Source organism: Candidatus Rhodobacter oscarellae, assembly GCF_001078595.1.
Taxonomy (GTDB): Bacteria; Pseudomonadota; Alphaproteobacteria; order Rhodobacterales; family Rhodobacteraceae; genus Rhodobacter_B; species Rhodobacter_B oscarellae.
Map to the genome: position 1 here is coordinate 605220 of NZ_LFTY01000001.1, position 20066 is coordinate 625285.

Below are 20066 nucleotides of genomic sequence, written 5' to 3' on the forward strand. Positions count from 1 at the left end.
CGACCAAGCAGATCTCGGCGATGGCCAGCCGCGGATGCGAAGGGCGTGCCCTAGAACTCCACGCCGATCTGCGCCTTCACGCCGGACCGGAACGGGTGCTTGATCAGCTCCATCTCGGTCACCAGGTCGGCGATCTCGATCAACTCGTCCTTGGCGTTGCGGCCCGTCAGCACCACATGGGTCATGTGCGGCTTCTCGGTGGCCAGGAACTCCACCACGTCGGCGATGTCCACGTAGTCATAGCGCAGGGCGATGTTGATCTCGTCCAAGAGCACCATGTGGTTGCTCTCGTCGCGGATCAGCTCCTTGGCCTTCTCCCAGGCGGCCTGCGCCATCTCGGTGTCGCGGGTCTTGTCCTGGGTCTCCCAGGTGAAGCCCTCGCCCATCGTGTGGAAGGCGCAGCTGTCGGAGAACTTGTCGAGGATCATGTCCCGCTCGCCCGTCGACATCCCGCCCTTGATGAACTGCACCACGGCGCATTTGCGGCCGTGCGCGATGTGGCGAAAGATCATCCCGAAGGCGGCGGTGGACTTGCCCTTGCCCTTGCCGGTGTGGACGATGATCAGGCCCTTCTCCTCGGTCTTGGTGGCCATGATCTTGTCGCGGGCGGCCTTCTTCTTGGCCATCTTGGAGGCGTGGCGGCCAAGATCTTCGGGTGTGTCGTCGGTCATGGGACGGGGTCCTTTCGCGGGAGGGTCGGTGCAGAGTATCCGGCTCGGCGGGGGGTGCAAGGGTAACCATTCATTAACCAAGCGGCGGGATAGTCGCGATATGCGTCTCGTCCTGCTCTTAGCGCTTCCCGCGCTCGCCGCCTGCGACAGCCCCAGCCCGCGCTATATCGGGCTGGAGCCCACGCGCGTCACCATCGAGGGCACCACCTTCTCGATCCGGCAGAAGGCGGGCGAGGTCGAGGCGATCCGCGTCAACGCAGAGGCCGCGCCGCGCGAGGGGCTGATCATGGTCAAGGCCGCCGCAGCGATAGAGCAGGCCACCGGCTGCCCGCCCGTGTCCTACACGATGCGCGGCGACACCAACGTGATCCGGGCGGTGCTGGACTGCTAGGTCGCTCGCGCCCGGCGCGGCGGCAGTTTTGGCGGGCCCTTCGCGGCGAAAGCGTGTAACGATACGGGCAGACCCTTCGGCGCGCGCAGAGGCTAACCACCGCTTGTCCCTTGTTTTGATCCTCTCCAGCTCCGTCGCCTATGGCCATGTCGGGCTATCGGCGGGGATGCCCGTGCTGCAGCGCCTCGGGCATGCGGTGACCGCGCTGCCGACGGTGACGCTGTCGAACCATCCGGGCTGGACGCATGTGGCCGGCGCGGCCACGGAGCCGAAGCAGCTGCGCGGGATGATTGACGCGCTGGACGCCAATGGCTGGCTTGCCGCGCATAGCGCCCTTCTGGTGGGGTACATGCCGTCGGTAGAGCACGTCGCGGTCGCCGAAGAGCTTATACCGCGGATGCGCAGCGCCAGCCGCGACTTGCGCGTGACCGTGGACCCCATCCTTGGCGACACGCCTCAGGGGCTTTACGTGCCACAGCACGTCGCCGAGGCGGTGCGCGACCGCCTGCTGCCCCTGGCCGATACCGTCACGCCCAACCTCTTTGAGCTGGAATGGCTGAGCGGCCGGACCTGCCCGGATGTCACCACGGCGGCGCATGCGGCGCAGAGCCTGGGCCCAGAGCGGGTGATTGTGACATCTCCGCCCCTGCCACAGGACACCGGCGTGCTGTCGGTCTCGCCCAGCGCTTCCGATCTTTACCAGACCCCGCGCTACGCTGACATGCCGCATGGGGTGGGCGACGTCTTTGCGGCGCTGGTCGCGGCGGGACTTCCTGTGGGCCAGGCGCTTGGGCATCTTGAGGCCCTTGCGCGCCTGTCGCAGGGCGGCGATCATTTGGACATCACCGGCGGCGCCTCGATCTGGACCGCGGCCCCGCCGATCGCCGCGCAGAGGATTTAGGCCATGGGCTTTGATTTCATCTTAATGCTGACCGAGAACGACCGCACGATAGCGGATGCGCGGGCGCGGCTTGAGGAGGCGCTGGAGGGCGGCGCCCGCCATATCGGGTTCAAGGATGTGGGCCTGCCGCTGGAAGAGCTTCGAGGGCTGGCCGCGGCGATTCGCGCGGCGGGCGGACGGTCCTACCTAGAGGTGGTGAGCCTCGATGAGCAGAGCGAGTTGGCCTCGGCCCGCGCGGCGGTGGCGCTGGATGTGGATTGCCTGCTGGGCGGGACGCGGGCGGCGGCGGTGACCGAGGTTACCCGCGACCACCCGCTGCGCTACTACCCGTTCCCGGGGCGGATCACCGGCCACCCCAGCGTGCTGGAGGGCCCCGACCGAGACATTGTGGCCTCGGCCCGCGCGCTGGCGGATCTAGAGCATGTGCACGGGCTGGACCTGCTGGCCTATCGGTTCGAAGGGGACGTTGAGAGCCTGATGCAGCGGGTCTCTGCCGCCGTGAGCAAACCGGTGATCGTGGCCGGCAGCATCGACAGCGAGGCCCGGGTGCGCGCGGTGGCCCAGGCGGGCGCCGCGGCGTTCACCGTGGGCACGGCGGCCTTTGCCGGGGCCTTTCCGGGGGCGGAGGGGTTCGTGGATCAGGTGCGCTCTATCCTGGCGATCACGGCGCGCGCTAGGGACGTGGCCACGGCCCCGCGGCGCCTGGCCCTGGTGGCGCATGACGGGCGCAAGGCGCATCTGCGGGCCTGGGTGCTGCGCCATCAAGAGGCGCTGGCGGGGCATCGGCTGGTCTGCACCGGCGGCACTGGAGCCATGCTGCGCGAGGCCGCAGAGGGCCTCAATATCGAGCGCCTACAGCGCGGCGCACGGGGCGGCGACCAGCAGCTGGGCGCGCTTGTGGCGACGGGCGAGCTGGACGCGGTGGTGTTCTTTGCCGATCCCTCTGCATCGCATGGCAGCGACGTGGACCTGCAGGCGCTGACCCGGCTGGCGATCATGCATGACATCCCCATCGCGTTAAGCCCAGCGGCGGCGGATATGACCGTTGCGGCGCTGTTCTGAGCGGGCGCCCAAGGACAAAAGGCCAAGGCCATCGCCTGGGCAGCCAACGGTCAGCATATGCACCGTGACTTACCCGGTCTCCGTTAATGCTCGCTGGATTAACTCTGCCAGCATCTCCCGGGTGAACGGCTTTGAGAGAACCGCGGCATTTCGAAGGGCGTCGGTTTTGGCGCTCTGTAGCTCTTCGGGTTGGCCGGACACAAAAACGACCTTCGTTGACGGCGCGGTTTCCAGCAATTCCGCCGCGAATTCCGGCCCTCGCACGCCGCCGGGCAGCATTATGTCCGACACCAGCAGGTCAATTTCCCGCCCCGAGCGAAGGACCTCTCGCGCCGCCTTCGCATCACCCGCCTCCAGGGTCCGATAGCCCAGGGATTCAATCAGCCGGATCAGGTAGTTTCGGACATCCTGGTCGTCTTCCAGGACGAGTATAGTCTGTCCGGCGCCCAGAGCGACGGGTTCCGAGTTCGCCATGCGGTCGCGCTCTGGCAGCGCCATTTTTGAGCGCGGCAGGTAAAGCGACATCGCGGCGCCCTCGCCGGGCGTGCTTACGATTTGCAGCGTGCCCCCGGATTGCTTGGTGAAGCCATAGACCATCGAAAGCCCTAGGCCGCTTCCTTTGCCGACTTCCTTGGTCGTATAAAATGGCTCGAACGCATGCTTAATCACGTCAGCGGACATGCCGATGCCGGTGTCCTTCACCGTAAGGATGACATAGTCGTCGGGCTCTAGTTCCAGGTCGTTCTCGGCGCCGACGGTTGCGTTGCGACAGGCGTAAGAGACCGTGCCGCCGTCCGGCATCGCGTCGCGCGCATTCAAAGTCAGGTTCAAAAGCGCGGCCTCGACTTGGCCCGGATCGGCGAGCGCCGGCCAAAGATCGTCATGGATATCGATGGAAATTGTGCTGTCGTCGCCCAGCGAGCGCTGCAAGATCTGCGCCATGCCGGTCACCAGGTCGCCCAGGTCGATCGGCTGCGCCGAGAGCGGCTGTTTTCGCGAGAACGCCAACAGGCGCTGGGTCAGCTCGGCGCCGCGTTGCACGGCGTTCAGGATCGGATCCGCAAGCTCAGGATCAAGCTCGGCGGTGGAGCTTAGCAGGTCCATATTGCCGCGGATCACGGTCAAGAGGTTGTTGAAGTCATGTGCCACGCCCCCGGTAAGCTGACCCACGGCCTCCATTTTTTGGGCTTGCCGTAACGCTTCCTCGGCCGCCAATCGCTCGGTCAGATCGACCGAGCATAGAAGGATGCGCGCATAGCTTTCCTCGTAGCCGGGCAGCACAGACCATGTTGCCGTAACGGTGCGACGCTTGCCATCGGCGCGGATGATCTGGGTCTCGTATGTCGCGCCAGGGCTGCCCTGGTGGATGGCCATGGCAGTCAAACGCACGATCTTCTTGGCCGCGGGCGAGAGCGTTCTAACCACTTTGGCCAGCATCTCTTGCCGATCCGCGTAGCCATGCTGGGCGAGGGATGCGCGATTGGCGTCCACGACCACGATCTGCGTGGCGCAGGCATCGAGGAATTCGGGGTGCGCGTCCAGATAGGCCGTGAATTCGTCGGGGTCGGTCAGGCCAGTCGCATCCACGAGGCGCTTGATCCCGGAGAGGTCTTCCTCGCGGATCGGGATGGGCGCGCCTTCGAATAGGCTCTTAAAGCGCGTCTCGCTTCTTTCCTTAGCGATTTCGGCGTTCTTGCGTTCCTCGATCTCGCTGCGCAGCATGGCTTCGCGCTGGATCAGAGCCTGCTCGCGCCTGCGCCGTTCAACGTAATTGGCGCGAAAGACCATGGCGTTGATCACAAAGAAGAAGGACGCCGAAAAGGATGTGACGAGAACGACGATGGCCAGGAACTGCCGCTCGGGAGGTGCCGTGAATAGGTCGAGCCCGCCAAGGATAAGGAACCCAACGACATAGACCGCCGTTCGCGCAATGAGCACAGGCTTGACCGGGTGGTTGAAGATCGTCCCGTAAAGTGCCGCCGAGAAGAGATAGATCAGCGGCACGAATAGAAACGCGTCCTCGCCCATCTGCGCAACGATGATGCCATACGCGCTGACGGCGACGGAGCTTAGCGCGCCGACGATTGTCTCCCACCGCACAAATCGATCTACGGCAGCCTCGCTTAGCTCCTTGGCCGAAAGGATCCGCCGGGCCAAAAATATCTCGGCCATCTCAGGAGCGAGGCATGCAAAATAGCACGCGATCGGTATCGCGCTTTGCAGGTAGATGGTCGTGACAATCGTCGCCCCCACGAACATGACCTGCCGCAGCCAATACAGCCTCAGCCCAAGGCGGGCGAAATTAACCAGAGCTATGGAGTCCGTGCGCACCGCGTAAAACTGCCGATCATTATACCACTTGAAGCAGGAGACACGGGAAACACGTGCAATGTCAAAACTCTTTTGGATGAATGAGCCTAGGGGAGATTTCGCCGCTTCCCGAACAACCTTAGGATCAGATTATCTGCGCCCCATGAGTTTTGGTTTCACTTGCGGGACATGCAGCGCGCACGCCTCCGGTATCACTTAAATATGCGCTGAATGTTCACGGCGGTTTCCAAAAGAGCCTTCTCGATCATGCGGCGCTGACCGCTGAACCGCGAGGACGGGACGGGCACGGAAATCGCATGCAGCTCGCCGCCCCAATTGGTGAACGCAAAGCCAATCGCCGAGACGCCCGATGAGTGTTCGTCGAGGTCATAGGCAAGCCCGGTGCGCCGGATCTCGGCCAGCTGCCTCAGCAGCGCGTCCACGTCGGAAGTCACGCCATTGCGGGTCCATTCGTTCGTGATCAGCTTGGCCGCCTCGTCTTCGGGCAGCTGTGCCAGACAGGCCTTTCCGTTGGCGGTGGTGGTCAAGGGGAAGACCTCGCCGACCTTGGAAACCGTCGTCAGCCGATGCGAGCCGGGCACCTGATCAAGGAACACCATGCCAATCCCGCGCATGACCGCCAGATCCGTCGTCTCGCCGGTCTTCTGCGTGAGCTCGTTCAACAGCAACCGGCAATGCTCGACGATGTTGTATTGGGCGGCGCCGGCGAGCGCGCTGAGCTCCGGCCCAAGGCGCAGGCCGCCGCCATGGGCGTCGGTTATCACATAGCCCTCCTCGGCGAGCGCGCTGGTGATTCTCTGTACCGTAGAGCGGGGCAGGCTGACCCGCGCCGCAATATTGCCGAGGCTCATCCCGGATTGCGTTTCCTTCAAGACGCGCAGAATCGAAGCGGCACGCGAGATGACCTGTATGCCGCCTTTATCATACTTCTCAGACATTTAACTCTCTTTCACCTGCTGGTGGCGGTCGTTTGATCGCCGCATGCGCACATGCACTAGTGTCCCGCGATGCGATACATGTCAACCGCATTGCAGGCTCATTGTTGACCGCATCGCGGTGCATATGTATCACTATGCAGGACGGGTGGGAGGAGCCACCGGGACATTCCAAAATCAGAACCGCCGGGCATTCGGCGAACAAAGGAGTTTTGCCTGATGGTCGAAATTCGCGGCATCGCGTTCCAGGACAACACCGACAACGATATGGGTCTGGAGTTCTTCAACCTCAGCCACCGTTTCGGTTTTCAGTGCCCGAACTGGCCCTATTTCAAAGACGTCCAGATCGACCGCAAGCACTACATGGCAAAGTCCGGCGTGCTGTCGCAAACCATCACCACGACAATGCATGTCACCACCCATATCGACGCTCCGGCGCATGTGGTGCAGGGCACGCCCTTCATTGACGAGGTGCCGCTGCCGCATTTCTTCGGCACCGGGCTCGTAGTGTCCATCCCCAAGAAGAAGTGGGAGCAAATCACCGGCGATGACCTGGAGAAGGCCTGCGGGCATGCGATCCGCAAGGGCGACGTGCTGATCATCAACACCGGCTGGCACAAGCAATATGAGGACGGTGACTATTTTGCCTATTGCCCGGGTCTGGTACCGTCGGCGGCGGACTGGATGATTGCCAACAAAATCAAGGTGGTGGGCCATGACACCCAGGCCAATGACCACCCGCTGGCCACGGCCATTGGTCCGCAGCGCAACGGCCCGATCCTGCCGCATCTCGAGCAGGAATACCTGGAATGGTCCGGCGGCACCCCCTGGGAGGTCGACTTCCCAGAATGGGAGCCCGTGCATAACATGCTGTTCTCGCAGGGCATTCTCGGCATTGAGAATGTCGGCGGCGATCTGGATGCCGTGACGGGCAAGCGCTGTACCTTCGCTTTCTTCCCGTGGAACTGGGACCGCGGCGACGGCTGTATCATTCGCCTCGTGGCGATGATCGACAGGGGCCAGCAGTACCGGATTGAGGCGGGCGAGAGCTTTTAGAGCGGTCAAAACCCATGTCGGTATCACGTCGGTATCACCTCGGCGCGGCCAGGGCCCCAGCCCAAGGAGGAGCCAATGCGGATCAAACGATTTGAAGAGGCCGAACCCTACGAGGCTCCCAATCATTGGGGCGTCAATGGGCTGCGGCTTCAGGGGTTCGAGGATGGCGGGCCAGAGAACCAATGGGTGGGCTTCAGCCAGTTCCTGCCCGGCGGCGGCGCGGGGCCGGACGCGACCCCGTTCGAGAAGGTCTATGTGGTGCTGGACGGCGAGATCACGATCGAATGGGACGGCCAAACCGAGGTGCTGCGCGCGCTGGACAGCTGCACCGTCCCGCCCGGCCAGGTCCGCCGCATCGAGAACCGATCCAACCACGTCTGCAAGATGCTGGTGGTGATCCCCTATCCCGAGGGAGGGCGCCCGAAATGAGCGCATTGGATAACCCCCTCAGCATGTTCGATGTGGGCGGCAAGGTCGCGCTGATCACTGGCGCGTCCGGCGCCTTTGGAGCCGTCGCCGCGCGCTGCCTCTCTGGCGCGGGCTGCAAGGTCGCCTTGGCCGCGGGCAACGCCGAGGCCATGGCCGAGACCGCCGCCGCCTGCACCGGCGACACCCATCAGATGGTTGGCCGCCCCGACAGCGAGGCCGCCTGCGCCGAGCTGGTGGCCAAGACCGTGGACGCCTTTGGCGCGCTGGACATCCTGGTGGTGGCCTCCGGCATGAATAGGGTCGCCAAGATCGACGAGATGGCGCCCGACACCTTCGAAAGCGTCATGGACGCGAATGTCACCCAGTCCTGGCTGATGGCGCGCGCCGCCACCAAGCAGATGAAGGCGCAGGGGCGGGGCGGCAAGATCGTGCTGATGTCCTCGGCCCGCGGGCTGCTGGGGCATCCGGCGGGGTACACCGCCTATTGCGCCAGCAAGGCAGCCATCGACGGCATCACCAAGGCGCTGGGCTGCGAGCTGGGCGCCTTTGGGGTCACCGTCAACGCCATCGCGCCGACCGTGTTCCGCTCGCCCCTGACCGCCTGGATGTTCGAGGAGACCGAGGCCGCCACCGATGTGCGCAATGGGTTTCTGGCCCGCGTTCCCAAGGGGCGGCTGGGCGAGCCAGAGGACCTGGCCGGGCCGCTGCTATTCCTTGCCTCCAAGGCGTCGGATTTCTACACCGGCCACATCCTATACGCCGATGGCGGGTACACCGCCGGATGAGCCGGATCGCGGTCATCGGTGGCGGTCTCATGGGCCACGGCATCGCCCTGACCCTGGCGCGCGCCGGTCACCAAGTTGCGATCACTGACCCGGTCACGGAGGCGCGTGACAGTGTCCTGGCCCGGATGCGTCAGAGCATGCACGCGATGGGCGCGGCCGATGATGCCATCGCCCTGGCACTGGGGATGACCGAGATCTTCGACACCACCGCCGATGCGGTGCGCAAAGCGGATGTGGTCTTCGAGGCCGCGCCCGAAAAGATGGCGCTAAAGCAGAGCATATTCGCCGAGATCGAAGCGCATGCGCCCACGGATTGCATCCTGGCGTCGAACACGTCCGTCATGCCGATCACCCAGATCATGTCGGGCCTGCGCCTGCGGCACCGGGCGCTTGGGACGCATTGGTGGAACCCGCCGCACATGATCCCGCTGGTTGAGGTCATCAAGACCGAATGGACCGATCCGGATGTGGCCCGGGCGATGCTCGACCTGCTCGACGGCGCGGGCAAAACCCCGGTCATGGTCGAAAAGGACGTGCCTGGCTTCATCGGCAACCGCCTGCAGCACGCGCTTTGGCGCGAGGCGGTCAGCCTGGTCGAGCATGGCATCTGCAATGCCGAGGCCGTTGACACGGTGATTAAGTCCAGCTTTGGCCGCCGCCTTGCGGTGCTTGGCCCGCTGGAGAACGCCGACCTCGTAGGCACGGATCTTACGCTCGATATTCATGAGAACGTGCTGCACGACATCGAGGCGCGGCGTGGGCCCTCGCCCTACTTGCAGCAACTCGTCGCCGAGGGACGGCTGGGGATGAAGACCGGCGAGGGGTTCCAGAAATGGACCAGCGCCAAGGCCGAAGCCACCCGCGCGCGCGTCGCCAACCACCTGAGGAAACTTGAAACGATTTTAGAAAACTAAGTCGCTGGCCGCACAGTCAGCAAAAGGGAGGAAGAACCATGCAAAAGACATTAGCCGCATCCAGCCGCCGGGGGTTCCTTGCCGGTGCGGGCGCAATGATCGCCAGCCCTGCCATCCTGTCGACCACTCGCGCCTACGCCGCCACGCCGTCCCTGCGCATTGGCCATGTCAGCCCGCGCACCGGCCCCTTGGCCGGGTTCGCCGAGGCCGACGAATTCGTGCTGGCCGGGATCCAAGAGGCCTTTGCCGGAGGCATCGAAAACAACGGCAGGGCCTGGAGTATCGAGATCATCTCGAAGGACAGCCAGTCGAACCCAAACCGCGCCGCCGAGGTGGCCGCCGATTTGATCCTGGGCGACGAGGTCGACATCATCGTTGCGGCCTCGACGCCCGACACGGTGAACCCGGTCTCGGATCAGGCCGAGGTCAACGAGGTGCCCTGCATCACCACTGACTGCCCCTGGCAGCCCTATTTCTTTGGTCGCAACGGCGTTCCGGGAGAGGGCTTTGCCTCGACCTACCACTTCTTCTGGGGGCTAGAGGACGTCATCGGCGCCTTCCTGGACATGTGGGGCCAGTCGGGGGCCGCCAGGACCGTCGGCGGGCTGTTCCCCAACGATGCCGACGGCAACGCCTGGGGGCATCCCGAGCTGGGCCTGCCAAAGCCCTTGGCGGCGGAGGGCTACGGCCTGATCGACCCCGGGCGGTATCAGCCGCTATCGGATGACTTCTCGAATTACATCGCTGCCTTCAAGGAGGCCGGCTGCGAGATCGTGACCGGCAATATGATCCCGCCGGACTTCGCCACCTTCTGGGCTCAGGCGGCACAGCAGGGCTTTCGCCCCAAGGTCGTGACTATCGGCAAGGCGCTTTTGTTCCCATCGGTGATCGCGTCGCTTGGGGAGCGCGGCGACGGCCTGTCGTCCGAGGTTTGGTGGTCGCCGAACCACCCCTTCGCCTCTTCTCTGACGGGGGCGTCGGCCAAGGAACTGGCCGAGGGGTACTCGGTCGCCTCCGGACGCCCCTGGACCCAGCCGATCGGCTTCAAGCACGCGCTGTTCGAGGTAGTCGCCGACGTGATCAAACGCGCCGAAGACCTGGAAGACCCAGAGGCCATCGTCGCCGCAATCACCGGCACCAATATCGACACGATTGTCGGCAACGTGAACTGGGCCAATGGGCCGATCAACAACGTCACCAAGACGCCTCTGGTCGCAGGGCAGTGGCAGAAGGATGGCGACGGGTTCGATCTAAAGATCGTGGCCAATGCCTCTGCCCCTAACATCCCGAGGACCGGTGATCTGAAGCTGCTCGGCTAAGCAAACTCGGCGGCGGCGGCGCGGGCGCCGTCCTAACAAACGCCGGGCGAAGAGCGAGGAGACCATGGGCACCATCCTTAGACTTCACGATCTGAGCAAAGCCTTCGGTGCCGTGACCGTCGCCGATGCCCTCAGCTATGAGGTGCAAGAGGGCGAGGCGCTGGGCGTGATCGGCCCCAACGGCGCGGGCAAGACCTCGATGTTCAACCTGATCACCGGCACACTGCGCCCCAGCCACGGGCGCGTGGAGTTCGACGGCAGGGATGTCACCACCATGAGCCCCGCCAGGCGCAGCCATGCGGGCATCGCGCGCTCCTTTCAGGTGCCCCAGCCCTTCTCTGGCATGACCGTGTTTGAGAACGCCATGATCGCCGCCACGCAGTCGGCGGGGCTATACGGGCACCATGCCGAGCGCTTTTGCATCGAGGTGCTGGATCAGACCGAGCTTTTGCCCAAGGCCAATGCGCAGGCCGCAAGCCTGACCCTGCTTGAACGCAAGCGGCTAGAGATGACGCGCGCGCTCTGCGCCAAACCCAAGCTGCTATTGCTGGACGAGATCGCGGGCGGGCTGACCGAGGCGGAATGCAGCTCGCTCGTTCAGACCATCAAGAGCATACATGCTGGCGGGGTCACGATCATCTGGATCGAACATGTCGTGCACGCGCTTATGGCGGTGGTCGAGCGCCTGATCGTGATCGATTTCGGCAAGAAGATCGCCGAGGGCGAAGCGCGCGCGGTCATGGAGAGCCCCGAGGTGAAAGAGATCTATCTGGGGATCGAAGCGGATGCCTGATCCCATCCTTCAGATGCGCGGGCTCACGGCCCATTACGGGGATTTCCAGGCGCTTTATGGCATCGACATGCATGTCGACCCCGGAGAGGTCCTGGCCATCATCGGGGCGAACGGCGCCGGAAAGACCACGCTGATGCGCTCTGTCACCGGGCTGTTGCGCAACGGCGCGAACCAAATCCGCTATCGCGGGCAAGATATCAGCCGCCTGCGCGCGGATCAGGTGGCACGGCGCGGGCTGGCCATGGTGCCGGAGGGGCGGCAGCTCTTCCCGTCGCTTTCGGTCAAAGAGAACCTGATGATTGGGGCGCAGGTCGGGCGCAAGGGGCCATGGGATCTGGGCGCCGTCTATAGGCTGTTCCCGATCCTGGACGAGCGCAAAGACCAGCAATCCATCTCGCTATCCGGCGGGCAGCAGCAAATGGTCGCCATCGGCCGCGCGCTGATGTCGAACCCCGACCTCCTCCTGTTTGACGAGATCAGCCTTGGGCTGGCGCCCATCGTGATCAAGGACATCTACGCCGCGCTGCCGGGCATCATCAAAGACGGCATGAGCGCCATCATCGTCGAGCAGGACATCGCCCAGGCCCTGAAAGTCTCTGGCCGGGTCTATTGCCTGCAAGAGGGGCGCGTCTCGCTGGAAGGCGCATCGGACAAAGTCACGCGCGAGGAGATCTCTCGCGCCTATTTCGGGATCGCGTGAAATGGACTGGCTGAACGCAATCGTGCAGGGCACTTTGCTGGGCGGGCTTTATGTGCTGTTCGCGGCCGGCTTGTCGCTGATCTTCGGGGTGATGCGGCTGGTGAACATCGCGCATGGCGACCTGATCGTGCTGGGGGCCTATTTGGGCCTGACGGTCACAACCACGGTGGGATTGCACCCGTTAGCGGCGCTGGTGATCGTGGTGCCCGCGATGGGTTTGATTGGCTACGCCCTGCAGCGCGGGCTGCTGAACCAGACCCTTGGGGATGACCTGTTGCCGCCGCTTTTGGTGACGTTCGGGCTGAGCGTGATCCTGCAGAACGGCCTGCTGGAGCTCTACACCGCCGACCCGCAGAAGATGGATGCCGGGGCGTTAGAGACCGCCAGCGTCACGGTGGGTGGCTTGACGCTTGGGGTTCTGCCGCTGCTGACATTCGGTTTCGCGGTCGCGGTGATCTGGGGCCTGCAATGGACCTTCTACCGCACCGGCCTTGGCCGGGCGTTCCGGGCGGTGTCCGACAACCAGGACATTGCGCAGCTGATGGGTTTGAACCGCCGCCACATCTTTGGGCTCGCCATGGCGCTGGCGCTGGCGGTGACGGCGATTGCGGGCATTCTTCTTGGCATCCGCACCAGCTTTGATCCCTCGATTGGCGGCGGGCGCCTGATCTTTGGCTTTGAGGCGGTCATCATCGGCGGCCTGGGCAATCTCTGGGGGACCTTGGCCGGCGGCGTGATCCTTGGGGTCGCGCAAACCCTGGGCGCCAAGATCGACCCGGGCTGGCAGATCCTATCCGGCCACCTGGCCTTCCTTATCATCCTGGCCATTCGCCCCAATGGTCTGTTCCCGAGGATCGCGGCATGAGCCTGCAGGACTACACCGTCACCCGATCGTCGCAGGCCGCGCGCGTGGCCGCCGTTCTGGGCGCGCTGGCCCTGATCGTCCTGGTATGCGCGCCCTGGTGGGCGGGCCGCGCCGACATGCGCCTGATGGGAGAGCTGTTTCTCTACCTCGCATTGGCCTCGCTGTGGAACCTTATGGCGGGCTATGCCGGGTTGGTCTCGGTCGGGCAGCAGGCCTTTGTCGGCTTTGGCGGCTACGTGCTGTTTGCGCTGACCATGTTCGGTGGGCTGCATCCCCTGGCCGCCATCGGATTGGCGGGCCTCCTTGGGGCGCTGGTCTCAATGCCCGTTGCGGTGCTGATCTTTCGCCTGCGCGGGGCCTATTTCGCGATTGGCACCTGGGTCATTGCCGAGGTCTTCCGGCTTGGGTTCGCGCAGATCTCGGCGCTGGGCGGCGGCTCGGGGTCGTCGCTTCCGGTCGCCATCGTGAAATCGCTCGCCTCCAAGCGCGCGATGCGTGAGTCGATCAGCTATTGGTTGGCGCTTGGGGCCGCGGTTCTGGTCGTCGGCTGCGTCTATCTTTTCTTGCGCTCGCGCAAGGGGCTGGCCCTGACCGCGATCCGCGACAACGAGCTGGCCGCGGCCAGCCTGGGCATCGACATCTGGCGCGCCAAGTTCACCGTCTACGTGGTGACCTCGGCCCTGACGGCGATGATCGGTGCGCTGATCTTTCTGCAAAAGCTGCGCATCTCGCCGGACGCGGCGTTCAGCGTCAACGACTGGACGGCCTTTGTGATCTTCATCGTGGTCATCGGCGGGATCGGCACCATCGAGGGGCCCATCATTGGGACGCTGGTGTTCTTTGCGCTGCGCGAGACCCTGGCCGATCTTGGGACAATCTACCTGATCGTGCTTGGCCTTGTTGCGATCGTGATGATGCTGCGCGCGCCCAAGGGCATCTGGGGGCTGGTGCGCAGCCGGTTCGATCTGCAGCTCTTCCCGCTGGGCTATCGCGTGATTGCCCCGAAACCCGAAAAGGAGGCCTGAGCCATGGCGCGTCAGAGGAAGACGGTGATCACATGCGCGGTCACCGGGGCGATCCACACGCCCACCATGTCAGACGCCCTGCCCTACAGCTATGACGACATCGCCCAGCAGGCGATGGACGCGGCCGAGGCCGGGGCCGCGATCCTGCACCTGCATGCGCGCGACAACCAGACCGGAGCACCTTCGGTCCGCCCCCATGACTTCGCGCCCTTCCTGCCGCGCATCAAGCAGGCCACGGACGCGGTGGTGAACATCTCGACCGGCGGCTCGCTGACGCTTTCGATCCAGGACCGCATCACCCCGGCCAAGACCTTTTCGCCCGAGATGTGCTCGATGAATATGGGGTCGATGAACTTCTCGTTTCATCCGCTCGCCAACCGCTACGGCGATGACGATTGGAAGTTCGATTGGGAAAAGGACTATGTGGCGGGGTCCGATCAGAACATCTTTCGCAACACCTTTCGGGACATCAAAGAGGCGGCAGAGACCCTGGCCCCGCATGGCATCAAGTTCGAGCATGAATGCTACGATGTCGGCCATCTCTATAATCTGAGGTTCTGCATGGATATCGGCCTCTTCAAAGCGCCGATCTTCATCCAGTTCATCTTTGGCATTCTCGGCGGCATCGGCCCCGAGGTCGACAACCTGATCTTCATGAAGCGCACCGCGGACCGCCTGTTCGGCGATGACTATCGCTGGTCTGTTCTGGGGGCCGGGGGCGCGCAGATGCCGCTGGCCGCGACGGCCAGTCAGATGGGGGGCCATGTGCGGGTTGGCCTTGAAGACAGCCTGTTTATCTCGCGCGGGAAACTGGCAGAGAGCAACGCGCAGCAGGTGACCAAGATCCGCCGCATCGTCGAGGACCTGGGCAACGAGGTCGCAACGCCCGATGAGGCGCGCGAAATCCTGGATCTGAAAGGTGGCGACAGGGTCGCGTTTTGACGGCGGCGCGTGCGACGCGGGTACGCGCCGCTTTAAGCAGGCTAGAAGTCCACCGAGACCCCAGGCAGTTCCAACGCCACCATCATGTCGCGCAGCTCCTGGCGCGCGGCGACCATCGAGATGTTCATCCGTTCCACGCCGATATCCTTGAGGTCCAAAAGCGTTAGACCGCGCGGGAACAGCTCGCGGAAGGTCACCCTCTCGGAGAAGCCCGGCGAAAGGCGGAAGCCGATCCGCCGTGCCAGCTCGTCCAGCGCGTCGCCGATCTTCTTCTTGTTCACCATGGCCTGCGCGCCAAGGCGGTTGCGCACCACCACCCAGTCGCTGGGCTTCAGCCCGGCCTGCGCGCGCAGCTGGCGCGCGGACCAGACCATCTCGGAGTAGACCGAGGGGCCCAGGATCTCGTTGGTTTCGGAATCCACCCGCGCCAGCAGGTCAAAGTCGATGAAGCTGTCATTCATCGGCGTGATCAGCGTGTCGGCCAGCGAGTGCGCCACCTGGCTCAGCCGCGTGTGCGAGCCCGGGCAGTCGATTAGAACGAAATCCGCCACGCCCTCTAGCCCGGCGACGGCGATGCTCAGCCGGCGGTCATAGATGTTCTCGCCCGGGGCAAGCTCGCGCTTTTCTACCTCGGGCAGCTCGCGGAAGTCCGGCGTGGGCAGGTCCAGCCCCTTCTTGGACAGAAATGTCAGGCGGTTCTCCAGGTAGCGGGCCAGCGTTTTCTGCCGCAGGTCCAGGTCGATCACCCCGACCTTATGCCCCATCCGCGACAGCGCGGTGGCCACATGCATGGAGACGGTGGACTTGCCAGCCCCGCCCTTTTCGTTCCCAACGACGATGATATGCGCCATCGCCCACCCTCTTTTTTGTTGACTGCTCGTGTCCGCGCCCTGTGCAGACACTATATGTGGGGCCGCGTCAATTGGGAAGCGCTGGATTTTCGGGCGATTATTGCGTTGAAAACAGTGCCAAGCCGACCACACCCAGCATCGCCAGCGCCATGGCGATGTTGATCGCGCGCTGAGTGCGCGCGGGCAGGTTCAGCCGCTCCAGCGCCACGCCCGCGTAGAGCCAGGCGATGTGGATCGGGATCCAGATCGCGTTCAGCACGATCAGCTTTATCACCACCTCTGACCAATAGGCGTCCGACCAGATCACGAAGCCCGAGAAGAAGGTCATGCCGACCACATAGGCCTTGGGGTTGATGATCTGCAGCAGCACCGCCGCCCGTATGCCCGGCTGCGCCTGCGCCTGAATGAAGGCCACCTTGCTGCCCGCCAGCGCGATGCGCGCCGCCATGTAGAACAGGTACCCCGTGGAGGCCACAAGCAGCACCATGCGCACCGCCGGCACCGCCAGCAAGAGCGCCGCAAGCCCCGAGATCACCGCCAGCATCACCAGGTTGCTGCCCAGAAACAGCCCCGTCACATAGGCCACCCCGGCGCGCGCGCCAAAGGCCGCGCCCACGCCCGCCGTGGACAGCACCCCCGGCCCGGGCGTGGACAGCATCAGCGTGACGGCGAGAGCAAATTCCAACATGAGGAAGGGCTACGGCACCGCGGCGGGAAGGTCCAGCGGGCCCGGCCGTGCCTCAAGGCAGTTTCACACGGCGCCGGTCTGCGGCGGCTTGGCTCACCACAGGGTCCGCCAAGGCGCTGGCGCGGCCCTTGCCTCCCCGCCGCAGCACGCGTAGGAAAACCGGGACAACCGCAAAGGCCGAAACGCCCATGGATGACCCAAAAACTCTTGTATCGACCGACTGGCTGGCGGCGCATCTCAACGACCCGGACCTTCGGATCCTGGATGCCTCGTGGTACCTGCCCGCGATGGGCCGCAACGGGCGCGCCGAGTACGACGAAGCGCATATCCCCGGCGCGCGCTACTTTGACATCGACGATGTCAGCGACGCGCGCTCGGCCCTGCCGCATATGGTGCCCGAGCCCGAAAAGTTCATTAGCCGCATGCGCGCCATGGGCGTGGGCGACGGACACCAGGTGGTGGTCTATGACGGCGCGGGGCTGTTCAGCGCGGCGCGGGTCTGGTGGCTGTTCCGCCTGATGGGCAAGACCGATATCGCGGTGCTCGATGGCGGCTTTGCAAAATGGCAGGCCGAGGGGCGCGAGACCGAGGACCTGCCGCCGGTAATGCGCGACCGCCACATCACCGTGAGCCGACAGAACCACCTGGTGCGCGATGTCACCCAGGTCGCCGCGGCCTCCAAGCTGCGCGATCACGAGATCCTTGACGCCCGCGCGCCGGAGCGCTTCCGCGGCGACGCGCCCGAGCCCCGCGAGGGGCTGCGCGCCGGTCATATCCCGAACTCAAAGAACGTGCCCTACAAGACGCTTCTGAACGCGGACGGCACCATGAAGGCGCCCAACGCCCTGCGCGCGGCGTTCGAGGGTGCCGGGGTGGACCTAAGCAAGCCCGCGATCACCACCTGCGGCTCCGGCGTGACCGCCGCGATCCTCAGCCTCGCCCTGGAGCGCCTCGGGCATGACAGGCACGCGCTTTATGACGGGTCCTGGTCCGAATGGGGCATGTATAACGACCTTAAGGTCGCAACCGGAGACGAATAGACGATGCTGGAGACGCTGGTTCCGCAACCCGAGGATAAGATCCTCAAGCTGATGGGCATGTTCAAGGCCGACGACCGCCCGAACAAGATCGACCTGGGCGTCGGCGTCTACAAGGACGCCTCTGGGGTAACCCCGATCATGGGCGCTGTGAAGGCCGCCGAGCAGCAGCTTTGGGGGGCCGAGACGACCAAGAGCTATACCGGGCTGGCGGGCGATCCAGGGTTCTCGACGGCGATGCGCGAATTGGTGCTGGGCGATGCCGTCGCCAGCGACCGCGTTGCCGCCGCAGCCACCCCCGGCGGCACCGGCGCGGTGCGCCAGGCGTTCGAGCTGATCCAGATGGGCAACCCCGAAGCCACGATTTGGACCTCGCGCCCAACCTGGCCGAACCACCTGTCGATGCTCAAGCATCTGGGCGCAAAGACCCGCGAATACGCCTATTTCGATACCGAGACCTGCGCGGTCGAATTCGACGCCATGATGGCCGACCTGGGCGCGGTTGCCCCCGGCGACGTGGTGCTGCTGCATGGCTGCTGCCACAACCCCACCGGCGCGAACCTGAACGCAGCGCAGTGGCGGGCCGTGGCCGATCACCTGGTGGCGAAGGGCGCGATCCCGATGATCGACATTGCCTATCAGGGCTTTGGCGACGGGCTGGAGGAGGACGCGTCGGCGACGCGGCTTCTGGCGCAGACCTGCCCCGAGATGATCATCGCGGCGAGCTGCTCGAAGAATTTCGGGATCTACCGCGAGCGCACGGGGCTGTTGATGGCGATCTCGCCCAGCGCCGGGGCGACCGGGGTCGCGCAGGGCACGCTGAGCCACCTGAACCGGCAGAACTTCTCTTTCCCGCCGGACCATGGCGCTCGGCTGGTGACGATGATCCTGAACGACGACACCCTGCGCGGGCAGTGGCAGGACGAGCTAGAAGCGATGCGCACCGGGATGCTGACGCTGCGCAAGCAGCTCTCTGACGAGCTGCGCGCGCGCACCGGCTCGGATCGGTTCGGCTTCATCGCCGAGCATCGCGGCATGTTCAGCCGGATCGGTGTGACACCCGAACAGGTGGACCAACTGCGCGAGAAGCACGCCGTCTATGCGGTGGGCGACAGCCGGATCAACATCGCGGGGATGAACGCCGAGACCGTGCCGGTGCTGGCGGAGGCGGTTGCTGAGGTGATCAAAGGCTGACAATGCCGCGCCACCCAATTTCTTTCAAGAAATTGGCGAAACTCTTCCAAGAGTTTCAGCGCCTAGCCTCGACCTATCCGAACCGATCTGGAGCCTTCCGGTGCGGCCGGGGGCACTTTCCTTTCAAGGAAAGTGGCAAATCTCTTATTTAAGAGATTTGCGACCTGGAGTTGTCTGACGCGCAAACTCTGCCGGACGGTGAAGCCGGACAAGCACCCCGAGCGCAGCGCGGATCAGAATCTGCATATCTTGGGCGTCTAGGCCTTCGGCGCGATGGGGCGCATCAGCCCCTCCTGCGCGGTGCTGGCCACGAGCCGCCCGTCCCGGGCGTAGATTGAGCCGCGGTTGAACCCGCGCGCACCGCCAGACCAGGGGCTGTCCATCGCGTAAAGGTGCCAGTCCGAGAAGTTCAGCGTCCCGTGAAACCACATTGCGTGATCCAGGCTGGCCGTCATGGTGCGCCCGGTGAACCAGCTCTCGCCGTGGGGCCGCATCGCCGAGCCCAGAAGCAGCATATCAGAGGCATAGGTCAGCAGACAGTGGTGGAAGACCGGGTTCTCGGGCACCGGCCGGATCAGGCGGAACCAGGCCTGGTTGGCGTCCGAGGCGGGTTTGGGCGAAAGGTGATTGTAATCCCCCACGAGGCGCACATCCACCGGCGAGGGGCGCAGGAAATCCGCGCGCCGCTCCTTGGGCACTAGATGCACCATCCTCTCGCGCAGCTCCTCGCGGCTGGGCAGGTCCTCGGGCGCGGGCACGTCGGGCATCTGGTGGTGGTGATGCAGCCCCTCCTCGGCCACATGGAACGAGGCCGCGAGGTTGAAGATCTGCCGCCCCTTCTGGATCGCGACCACCCGGCGGGTGGTAAAGCTGCCGCCGTCCCGGGCCTGGTCGACCTCGTAGAGGATCGGTATCGACGGGTCGCCCGCCCGCAAGAAGTAGCTATGCAGCGAATGACAAGCCCGGTCCTCGACCGTGCGATAGGCCGCCGCCAGCGCCTGGGCCACGACCTGCCCGCCGAAGACGCGCCTGGAGGTCTCGCCGCCATGGCCGATGCCGCGAAACAGGTTCACTTCGAGCTGCTCCAGCTCCAACAATTCGAGCAAGGGGGTCAATGCATCCATGAACCTTCCATGAAACTTGGCGGAGGCGAGGTCAACAGCCCCTTGTCGCGGCA

Annotated in this window: 21 protein-coding genes; 15 read left to right on the forward strand and 6 right to left on the reverse strand. The window is 64.6% G+C overall.

The genetic code is table 11. The annotated features are described in order from the left end of the window. Nucleotides 1-50: 50 nt before the first annotated feature. Nucleotides 51-671: a cob(I)yrinic acid a,c-diamide adenosyltransferase gene (gene cobO, locus AIOL_RS02800; RefSeq protein ID WP_049641486.1), complete on the reverse strand. Its 621-nt coding sequence runs from the start codon at nucleotides 669-671 to the stop codon at nucleotides 51-53. 100 nt (nucleotides 672-771) lie between these two features. Here cobO and AIOL_RS02805 point away from each other — a divergent pair, with 100 nt between their 5' ends. The 3 genes from AIOL_RS02805 (at nucleotide 772) to AIOL_RS02815 (ending at nucleotide 3025) form a co-directional block, all read left to right on the forward strand. Beyond that, nucleotides 772-1062 carry a hypothetical protein gene (locus AIOL_RS02805; RefSeq protein ID WP_049641487.1) on the forward strand — a complete coding sequence of 97 codons (291 nt, stop codon included), beginning with the start codon at nucleotides 772-774 and terminating at the stop codon, nucleotides 1060-1062. 103 nt (nucleotides 1063-1165) lie between these two features. Further along, on the forward strand, nucleotides 1166-1963 hold the full coding sequence (locus tag AIOL_RS23885) for a PfkB family carbohydrate kinase (protein WP_152912322.1): 798 nt from the start codon (nucleotides 1166-1168) through the stop codon (nucleotides 1961-1963). A gap of 3 nt (nucleotides 1964-1966) precedes the next feature. Further along, nucleotides 1967-3025, forward strand: a complete 1059-nt coding sequence (locus tag AIOL_RS02815; RefSeq protein ID WP_049641488.1) for a methylglyoxal synthase — start codon at nucleotides 1967-1969, stop codon at nucleotides 3023-3025. Nucleotides 3026-3094: 69 nt separating this feature from the next. Here the strand turns inward: AIOL_RS02815 and AIOL_RS02820 are convergent, their stop codons facing one another. Both AIOL_RS02820 and AIOL_RS02825 read right to left on the reverse strand, forming a co-directional pair. Beyond that, the gene (locus tag AIOL_RS02820) at nucleotides 3095-5197 is read right to left on the reverse strand and encodes an ATP-binding protein (protein ID WP_235438850.1); all 2103 of its coding nucleotides are present in this window, start codon (nucleotides 5195-5197) and stop codon (nucleotides 3095-3097) included. A 350-nt stretch (nucleotides 5198-5547) separates the two neighbouring features. Next, entirely contained in the window at nucleotides 5548-6294 is a 747-nt protein-coding gene (locus AIOL_RS02825; RefSeq protein ID WP_049641490.1) for an IclR family transcriptional regulator, read from the reverse strand. 216 nt (nucleotides 6295-6510) lie between these two features. Here AIOL_RS02825 and AIOL_RS02830 point away from each other — a divergent pair, with 216 nt between their 5' ends. The 10 genes from AIOL_RS02830 (at nucleotide 6511) to AIOL_RS02875 (ending at nucleotide 15119) form a co-directional block, all read left to right on the forward strand. Further along, nucleotides 6511-7347, forward strand: coding sequence for a cyclase family protein (locus tag AIOL_RS02830; protein ID WP_049641491.1), 837 nt, complete (start codon nucleotides 6511-6513; stop codon nucleotides 7345-7347). 75 nt (nucleotides 7348-7422) lie between these two features. Then, on the forward strand, nucleotides 7423-7776 hold the full coding sequence (locus AIOL_RS02835) for a cupin domain-containing protein (protein ID WP_049641492.1): 354 nt from the start codon (nucleotides 7423-7425) through the stop codon (nucleotides 7774-7776). Further along, entirely contained in the window at nucleotides 7773-8561 is a 789-nt protein-coding gene (locus AIOL_RS02840) for an SDR family NAD(P)-dependent oxidoreductase (protein ID WP_049641493.1), read from the forward strand. The genes AIOL_RS02835 and AIOL_RS02840 overlap by 4 nt, the downstream gene beginning before the upstream one ends. Continuing rightward, nucleotides 8558-9475: a 3-hydroxyacyl-CoA dehydrogenase family protein gene (locus AIOL_RS02845; RefSeq protein WP_049641494.1), complete on the forward strand. Its 918-nt coding sequence runs from the start codon at nucleotides 8558-8560 to the stop codon at nucleotides 9473-9475. Before AIOL_RS02840 ends, AIOL_RS02845 begins: the two co-directional genes overlap by 4 nt. Before the next feature lie 38 nt (nucleotides 9476-9513). Continuing rightward, nucleotides 9514-10794 carry an ABC transporter substrate-binding protein gene (locus tag AIOL_RS02850; RefSeq protein ID WP_053101162.1) on the forward strand — a complete coding sequence of 427 codons (1281 nt, stop codon included), beginning with the start codon at nucleotides 9514-9516 and terminating at the stop codon, nucleotides 10792-10794. A gap of 64 nt (nucleotides 10795-10858) precedes the next feature. After that, nucleotides 10859-11587 (forward strand): ABC transporter ATP-binding protein, encoded by a 729-nt coding sequence (locus AIOL_RS02855; RefSeq protein WP_049641496.1) that lies wholly within the window; start codon nucleotides 10859-10861, stop codon nucleotides 11585-11587. Then, nucleotides 11580-12287: an ABC transporter ATP-binding protein gene (locus tag AIOL_RS02860; protein WP_049641497.1), complete on the forward strand. Its 708-nt coding sequence runs from the start codon at nucleotides 11580-11582 to the stop codon at nucleotides 12285-12287. The genes AIOL_RS02855 and AIOL_RS02860 overlap by 8 nt, the downstream gene beginning before the upstream one ends. A 1-nt stretch (nucleotide 12288) precedes the next feature. Continuing rightward, complete coding sequence (locus AIOL_RS02865) at nucleotides 12289-13152, forward strand: branched-chain amino acid ABC transporter permease (RefSeq protein WP_049641498.1); 864 nt, start codon at nucleotides 12289-12291, stop codon at nucleotides 13150-13152. Continuing rightward, nucleotides 13149-14177 (forward strand): branched-chain amino acid ABC transporter permease, encoded by a 1029-nt coding sequence (locus AIOL_RS02870; protein ID WP_049641499.1) that lies wholly within the window; start codon nucleotides 13149-13151, stop codon nucleotides 14175-14177. Before AIOL_RS02865 ends, AIOL_RS02870 begins: the two co-directional genes overlap by 4 nt. A 3-nt stretch (nucleotides 14178-14180) precedes the next feature. After that, a complete protein-coding gene (locus AIOL_RS02875; RefSeq protein ID WP_049641500.1) occupies nucleotides 14181-15119 on the forward strand; it encodes a BKACE family enzyme in 939 nt (312 codons plus the stop codon). A 41-nt stretch (nucleotides 15120-15160) separates the two neighbouring features. Here the strand turns inward: AIOL_RS02875 and AIOL_RS02880 are convergent, their stop codons facing one another. Continuing rightward, complete coding sequence (locus tag AIOL_RS02880; protein ID WP_049641501.1) at nucleotides 15161-15970, reverse strand: division plane positioning ATPase MipZ; 810 nt, start codon at nucleotides 15968-15970, stop codon at nucleotides 15161-15163. Nucleotides 15971-16067: 97 nt separating this feature from the next. Continuing rightward, nucleotides 16068-16658, reverse strand: coding sequence for a LysE family translocator (locus AIOL_RS02885; protein WP_049641502.1), 591 nt, complete (start codon nucleotides 16656-16658; stop codon nucleotides 16068-16070). Nucleotides 16659-16846: 188 nt separating this feature from the next. Between AIOL_RS02885 and sseA the strand changes: the two genes are divergently transcribed. Beyond that, nucleotides 16847-17698 (forward strand): 3-mercaptopyruvate sulfurtransferase, encoded by an 852-nt coding sequence (gene sseA / locus AIOL_RS02890; protein WP_049641503.1) that lies wholly within the window; start codon nucleotides 16847-16849, stop codon nucleotides 17696-17698. Between the two features lie 3 nt (nucleotides 17699-17701). Beyond that, nucleotides 17702-18889: an amino acid aminotransferase gene (locus AIOL_RS02895; RefSeq protein ID WP_049641504.1), complete on the forward strand. Its 1188-nt coding sequence runs from the start codon at nucleotides 17702-17704 to the stop codon at nucleotides 18887-18889. A gap of 257 nt (nucleotides 18890-19146) precedes the next feature. Here the strand turns inward: AIOL_RS02895 and AIOL_RS02900 are convergent, their stop codons facing one another. Next, the gene (locus AIOL_RS02900) at nucleotides 19147-20013 is read right to left on the reverse strand and encodes an acyl-CoA thioesterase (RefSeq protein ID WP_049641505.1); all 867 of its coding nucleotides are present in this window, start codon (nucleotides 20011-20013) and stop codon (nucleotides 19147-19149) included. Nucleotides 20014-20066: the final 53 nt, after the last annotated feature.